We start from the raw sequence: 7,033 nt of genomic DNA on the forward strand, positions 1-7,033 counted from the left end.
TGTCGATGAGTGCATTCATGACCGGTGAGCGTCGCCGCCCTCGGCCATTCCAAACCTCGGCGTCGATCCTGGCGCTGGGCCTGGCGCTGGGCCTGAGCCTGAGCCTGAGCCTCGCCGGCTGCGTCAGCACCCCGCGCCCGACGCCCGACACCCGCCTGCCCGCCGCCTATGAGGCGCCGGCCGGAACCGCGCTGCCCCGGGCCAGCCTGGATCGCTGGTGGACCACCTTCAACGACCCGCTGCTGACCCGCCTGATCGAGACGGCGCTTGAAAAGGCGCCCGACGCCCGCAGCGCCGCAGCTGTGCTGGACGAGGCCCGCGCCGTGCGCCGCGGCCAGATCCGCCAGATCTACATCCCGGGCACGCCCCTGACCGGAAGCGCCAAGAAGACCCACACCGAGATCCTCGACAGCAGTGGCGCGGCGGGCTTCACCCAAGGTGGCGACAGCGAGGCCTACGCCGCCAATTTCGACGTCAGTTGGGAACTGGATCTGTTCGGCCGCAAGCGCGCCGCCCTGGGCGTGGTCAACAACGACCTCGCCGCCGCCCGCTTCGCCTATGAGGGCGCGCGGGCCTCTCTGGCCGCCAATGTCGCCCAGTCCTATTTCGAAGCGCGGGGCCTGGCCGTGCAACTGGACGACGCCCGGCAAACCGAGCGCATCAACGCCTCGCTGCGCGACTTTTCGGTCAAGAAGGCCAATGCCGGCCTGATCGCCACTTCGGAATCCGACCGCGCCGAATCCGACCTCGCCGGAACCCAGGCGCGCGTCGCCAACCTGGAAGCCCAGTTGGCCACGTCGCGGCGCAGCCTGCTGATCCTGGTCGGCCGCGGGATCGACTCCGTAGGCAGCCTGACGGTCACGGCCGTGCTGGACGCCGCCCCGCCCGTGCCGGCGACCATCCCCGGCGATCTGCTGGGTCGCCGCCCCGACATCCGCGAAGCCCAGGCGCGGTTGGCCTCGGCCTCGGGCAATCTGAAGATCAATGAGCTGGCCCTGCTGCCGACCTTCAACCTGACGCCGGGCGTCGGGCTGTCCAAGAGCGTCTCGCCGTCCTTCCCCTTCGCGGGCGGCGGCGGGAGCGGCCAGACCTCGACCACCAGCTCGGCCTGGTCGATCGGGGCCAATGTCTCGATCCCGGTGCTCAACATCCCGGCCCTGTTGGCCGACATCGACGCCCAGAACGCCCGCACCCAGCAGGCGGCCATCGCCTATGAGCGGTCGGTGCAGACCGCCTATGGCGAGGCCGAGAACGCCATGGTGCAACTGGCCGCCGACCAGCGTCGCGTTACCCTGCTGACGGCCGGCGAGGCCCGCGCCGAACGCGCCTACACCGCCAACCGCAAGGGCTACGGCCTGGGCTTGATCGACCTGACCACCACCCTCCAGGCCGAGCAGTCCTGGCGCGCCGCCCGCACCGCCCTGACCGGGGCCCGCACCGACGCCCTGTTGCACGCTGTCCAGACCTACAAGGCGCTCGGCGGAGGCTGGTCTCCGGATGCGCCGGCCTCGCCCCAGGGTTCCTCGACCCAGGTTTCCTCGACCCAGGTTTCCCCGACCCAGGTTTCCCCGAAATGAGATCCTCCCCCATGACGACCCGCACCACGCTCGCCGCTGTCCTGCTGATCGCGTCGGTCGGCCTGACCGCCTGTGGCGACAAGAAGGACAAGGCGCCCGTCAAGACGGCGGCCTCCCAAGCCCGCACCGTCAGCGTCGGCAGCATCGAGACCCGGCCGCTGGGCGGCGGGGTCGAGGCGTCGGGCCAGCTCGTCTCGCGCGAGGAAGCCGCCGTCGGCTCCGAGCTCAGCGGTTATCGCGTGGCGCGGCTGTTCGCCGACGAAGGCGACTGGGTGCGAGCCGGCCAGCCCCTGGCTCAGCTTGACTCCACCCTGCTGCGCGCCCAGGTCGACCAGCAGGCCGCCCTCACCGCCCAGGCCCAGGCGGAAGCCAAGCGCGTCGCGGGCCTTGATGGTCAGGGCGTGCTGAGCCAGGAGCAGATCGAGACCCGGCGCTACCAGGCCAAGGCCCAGGAAGCCGCGCTCAACGAAATCCGCACCCGCGTCTCGCGGATGACCATCACCGCCCCGGTCAGCGGCCGGGTCCTGCAGCGCGGCGTGCAGCCGGGGCAGATCGCCGGCGGCGGCGGCGCGCCCTGGTTCACCATCGCCCGCGACGGCTTGGTCGAGCTGGACGCCGAGGTCAACGAGGCTGACCTGGCGGGTATCCGCGCCGGCCAGCCCGCCCAGGTGTCCCTGCCCGGCGGCCAATCTGTCTCGGGCGTGGTGCGCCTGGTCAGTCCCCGGGTTGATAGCGCCAACCGCCTGGGCAAGGTGCGCGTGCGCCTGCCGGTCCGTCCCGACCTGAGGCCCGGCGGCTTTGGTCGCGCCACCTTTGGGGCCTCGGGCGCCAGCGTCACGGCGGTGCCGGAGTCGGCGATCCGCTACGAGGCCGACGGCCTGTTTCTGATGACCGTCGACAGCAACAACCGCGCCCACCAGGTGGCGGTGAAGGTCGGCCAGAAGGGCGGCGGCTGGGCTCAACTGATCCAGGGCCCGCCGGCCGGCACGCGCGTCGTGCTCGGCGGCGCCTCGTTCGTCACCGACGGCGATGTCATCCGTCCCTCGGCGCCGAGCCAGCAGGCGGCCCGCTGATGGCTGGCGAACAGAAGACCCCCCAGCAGAAAACGCGCGAGCTGCAGATCTCCGCCTGGGCGATCCGCAACCCGATCCCGGTCGCGGTGCTGTTCATCGCCCTGATCATCGCCGGCATCGGCTGCTACCTGACCCTGCCGATCAAGCAGTTCCCCAATGTCGAGTTCCCCTCGGTGTCGGTGACCGTCACCCAGAGCGGCGCCGCGCCCGGCGAGATGGAGACCCAGGTCACCCGTCCGATCGAGGACGCCGTGGCCAGCATCTCCAACGTCAAGACCATCACCTCCTCGGTGGTCCAGGGCGCGTCGATCACGACCATTCAGTTCAACCTCGGCGAAGACCTGCAGAAGGTCACCGACGAGGTGCGCTCCAAGGTCGATCAGACCCGCTCGCTGCTGCCCAAGGAGGTTGACGAGCCGATCGTCCAGCGGCTGGAGATCACCAGCGCCCCGATCATCACCTACGCCGTCTCGGCGCCCAATATGAGCGCCACCGAGCTGTCGTGGTTCATCGACGACACCGTCACCCGCGCCCTGCAGGGGGAAAAGGGCGTGGCGCAGGTGTCCCGCGTCGGCGGCATCGATCGCGAGATCAATGTCATCATCGACCCCGATCGCCTGGCCAGCTTCGGCGTCACCGCGCCGCAACTGAACCAGGCCCTGGCCAGCTTCAGCGTCGACGCGCCGGGCGGCCGGGCCACCATTGGTGGTCGCGAGCAGACCCTGCGGGTGCTCGGCGCCGCCACCACCATCGAGCAGCTGCGCGACATCACCATCCCGATCGTCGGCGGCCGCTATGTGAAACTGACCGACGTCGCCCAGGTGGGCCAGGGCGCCGAGGAGCAGCGCGGCTTTGCCCGCCTGGACGGCAAACCCGTGGTCGCCTTCCAGGTGATGAAGACCCGCGATTCCAGCGACGTGGCCGTCGAGGACAATATCAAGAAAGCCATCGGCGGCATTGAGGCCAAGCAGCCTGGCGTGTCGTTCGTGAAGATCTTCTCGACCGTCGATGAGACCCGCGCCAGCTTCGCCGCCACCGAGCACACCCTGCTGGAAGGCATGCTGCTGGCCTCGCTGGTGGTGTTTCTGTTCCTGCGCGAATGGCGGGCCACCCTGATCACCGCCATCGCCATGCCGGTGTCGCTGATCCCCACCTTCGCCTTCATGGCGATGATGGGCTTCTCGCTGAACGTCGTGACCCTGCTGGCCCTGACCCTGGTCATCGGCATCCTGGTCGATGACGCCGTGGTCGAAATCGAGAACATCGAGAAACGCGTCGCCCGCGGCCAGAGGCCCTTCCAGGCGGCGATCGAGGGGGCCGACGCCATCGGCCTGGCCGTGGTGGCCACCACCTTCACCATCGTGGCGGTGTTCGTGCCGGTGTCCTACATGCCCGGCACACCCGGTCAGTTCTTCAAGGAGTTCGGCCTGACCGTCGCGGTGGCGGTGCTGTTCTCGCTGGTCGTGGCTCGCCTGCTGACTCCGCTGCTGGCCGCCTACTTCCTCAAGCCGGTCGAGCACGCCCACCCGCGCAAGGACTTCAAGGGCTTCTATCGCAATGTGCTGGACTGGTCGCTGGACCACCGGATCCTGGCGATCATCATCGGCACGGTGATCCTGGTCGGATCGTTTGGCATGGTGAAGTTCATTCCCACCGCCTTCCAACCGGCCGCCAACGCCAACTTCTATTACCTGAAGGTCCAGGGTCCGCCCGGCGCGACCCCGGCCGACATGGAACGCACCGTCCAGGCGGTGACCAAGATGTTCAGGGGCCGGCCGGAAACCTCCCACGTCTTCGCCCAGGTCGGCTCCAATATCGGCAGCGGCTTTGGCGGCGTGGCCGGCTCGGACATCCGCGACGCGACCATCACCATCGTCCTGAACGGCAAGCGCGACCTGACGGTGACGCAGATCAAGCAGGTGGTGCGCAACGGCCTGCACGACATCCCCGACGCCCGGGTCAACCTGCTCGGCGACTGGGGCACTTCGGAGGTGCAAACCATCCTGACCTCGGAAGACGGCCCGCTGCTGGAGCGCACGGCGGCCCAGATCGAGCGCGAGATGCAGGCCCTGAGCACGGTCGCCGATCCGCGCCCATCCTCGCCCCCCAGCGGCCCCGAAATCGTCATCCGGCCCAAGGCCGACGAGGCCGCGCGCCTCGGCGTCAGCGCCGCAGACATCGCCGCCATCGCCCGCGTGGCCACGGTGGGCGACAGCGACTCCAACGTCGCCAAGATGACCCAGGGCGAGCGGCGGATTCCGATCCGTGTGCGCCTGCCGGCCGAGACCCGCGCCGACCTCAACGCCCTGGGCGCCCTGCGCATCCCCACCGCCAGCGGCGGCACGACCCGCCTCGACTCCGTGGCCGACCTGTCGTTCCAGGCCGGCCCGGCCAAGATCGACCGCTTCGGGCGCAAGCGTCAGGTGACCATCGAGGCCGACCTCAACAACGGCGCCCAGCTGGGCCAGGCGATGAGCGACGTCGGCGCCCTGCCGACCATGAAGCATCTGCCGCCCGGCGTCGGTCCGGCCACGGCCGGCGACCAGGAGGCCTTCGTCGAACTGTTCACCGGTTTCGCGGTCGCCCTGCTGTCGGCGGTCGGGCTGGTCTTCGGGGTGCTGATCCTGCTGTTCCGCAGCTTCTTCAAACCGATCACCATCATCTCGGCCCTGCCTTTGGCGATCGGCGGGGCGTTCTTCGCCCTGCTGATCACCGGCCAGTCGCTGTCGATGCCGTCGCTGATCGGCTTCCTGATGCTGATGGGCCTGGCGGCCAAGAACTCGATCCTGCTGGTCGAATACGCCATCGAGCAGGAGCGGGCCGGGATGAGCCAGCGTGAGGCCATCATCGAGGCCTGCCGCGAGCGGGCCCGGCCGATCGTCATGACCACCCTGGCCATGATGGCCGGCATGCTGCCGACGGCGCTCGGCATCGGTACGGGGTCGGAATTCCGCCAGCCGATGGCCGTGGCGGTGATCGGCGGCCTGATCACCTCGACCGTGCTGTCGCTGGTGCTGGTGCCGGTGGTCTACGAGATCGTCGACGACATCGAGCAATGGCTGACGCCAAAGCTGTCGCGCTGGACCACCCCTCGCGAGGCGGCTGGCGGCGCGGCCGCGTCGCCGGTGGACCGGCTGTAGGGCGCAGCGAGGACACACGCTCATTCCACGGCCTCGCCAGGACGGCAGGTATCGAGGAATGAGTGTGTGCCCCCAAGCCTGTGTCCCCAAGCCTGTCGCTAAGCCGCCAGCCCCAGCGCACCGTCCAGCGACAACGAGCCCGGCCCCGCGACAATCAGCCAGGTCAGCAACGTCAGCAGCAGCACCTCGGGCTTGTAGAGCAGCGACGACAGCCGCATCAGTGGCGAGGCGCCCTCGATTTCCTTGCCGGTCACCGTGAACAGGGCCACCAAGCAGATGATCGCCAGGACGCCGGCGCCGAGCGGCGTCGCCAGGCCCAGGACCAGCAGGCCGCCGAACAGAAGCTCGCAGGCCGCAACGAGCCAGCCTTGAACCTCCGGCGCGCGAATCCCAGCCTCCTGCAGCGATCGGCGCATCTTGGCGTGCTGCTCGGCGTTGGTCAGCTTGCACCAGCCCGACAGTGCGAACATCACGCCTATCACCAGCCTGGCCGCCAGGGCGGCGTAGGGCGCAAGGCCGTGAAGGGCGCCGGTGGCGGTCTGATAGATCTGGATCATGCGGCTCTCCCGCCGCTATCAATGGCCGTGCGCCGTTCCGGTTGCCCCGCCGCGCCTCAGCGTGTCCCGTTGTCGAGCAGCGTGCCGACGGCCGGAGCCCCGGTGGCCCGGCCGCTGATCGGATCGCACCACGAGAACCGGCCATTGGGCGCGTCGGTGCGCCGTCCGGCCAGGCCGGCCTCGAACAGCGCCTGTCCCAGGTCGACGCCGTCGAAGCCGACATGGGCCAGGTCGCGATGATACTCGTCGACCCCGCCCGTCGGCTCGACGGTGACGGCGCGAGCCTCGCGCACCTTGGCGCGCACCCAGTCATTGGCCAGTTTGGACGCGCTGGCCTCGGCCCAGCAGCGAGCGTCCGGCACCCCCTGGGGAGCATAGGCGTTGGCCAGCCGCACATGCCGGCCGTCGATCACGAAGGCGTCGGCGCCGAGCACCCGCACGCGGTCGCCCAGGCCAGGGGGCTGGAGCACGGAGGCGGGTGGGTCGGGCGTCTTGTGGCAAGCGGTCAGGGCTGTCGCCATCGACAGGGCAAGCATGCGTTTGCGGATCACGGGACTTCCCTTCCAGGCTTGTGGTGAAGGTAGTGCATCGGCCTGCGGCGGACTAGGTCCTCCCCCTGTGGGGGAGGTGGTCGCGTAGCGACCGGTGGGGGGAGGTTTGGGGACTTGGGGTCCGGGAGGCGGCGC

Annotated in this window: 5 protein-coding genes; 3 read left to right on the forward strand and 2 right to left on the reverse strand. The window is 69.6% G+C overall.

Annotation, left to right across the window (positions count from 1 at the left end; translation table 11 throughout):
* Positions 1-17 precede the first annotated feature (17 nt).
* Genes ACP7AG_RS15555 through ACP7AG_RS15565 form a run of 3 tightly spaced genes read left to right on the forward strand, consistent with a single transcriptional unit; the run spans position 18 to position 5,790 of the window.
* Complete coding sequence (locus ACP7AG_RS15555) at positions 18-1,577, forward strand: efflux transporter outer membrane subunit (RefSeq protein ID WP_426031898.1); 1,560 nt, start codon at positions 18-20, stop codon at positions 1,575-1,577.
* Complete coding sequence (locus ACP7AG_RS15560; protein WP_426031900.1) at positions 1,574-2,650, forward strand: efflux RND transporter periplasmic adaptor subunit; 1,077 nt, start codon at positions 1,574-1,576, stop codon at positions 2,648-2,650. Before ACP7AG_RS15555 ends, ACP7AG_RS15560 begins: the two co-directional genes overlap by 4 nt.
* Positions 2,650-5,790 carry an efflux RND transporter permease subunit gene (locus ACP7AG_RS15565; RefSeq protein WP_426031902.1) on the forward strand — a complete coding sequence of 1,047 codons (3,141 nt, stop codon included), beginning with the start codon at positions 2,650-2,652 and terminating at the stop codon, positions 5,788-5,790. The genes ACP7AG_RS15560 and ACP7AG_RS15565 overlap by 1 nt, the downstream gene beginning before the upstream one ends.
* A gap of 98 nt (positions 5,791-5,888) precedes the next feature.
* Here ACP7AG_RS15565 and ACP7AG_RS15570 read toward each other — a convergent pair whose 3' ends face one another.
* A complete protein-coding gene (locus tag ACP7AG_RS15570; protein ID WP_426015226.1) occupies positions 5,889-6,347 on the reverse strand; it encodes a DoxX family protein in 459 nt (152 codons plus the stop codon).
* Positions 6,348-6,403: 56 nt separating this feature from the next.
* Positions 6,404-6,898, reverse strand: a complete 495-nt coding sequence (locus ACP7AG_RS15575; protein ID WP_426015227.1) for a thermonuclease family protein — start codon at positions 6,896-6,898, stop codon at positions 6,404-6,406.
* Positions 6,899-7,033 lie beyond the last annotated feature (135 nt).

Source organism: Caulobacter sp. DWP3-1-3b2, from assembly GCF_049896325.1.
Taxonomy (GTDB): Bacteria; Pseudomonadota; Alphaproteobacteria; order Caulobacterales; family Caulobacteraceae; genus Caulobacter.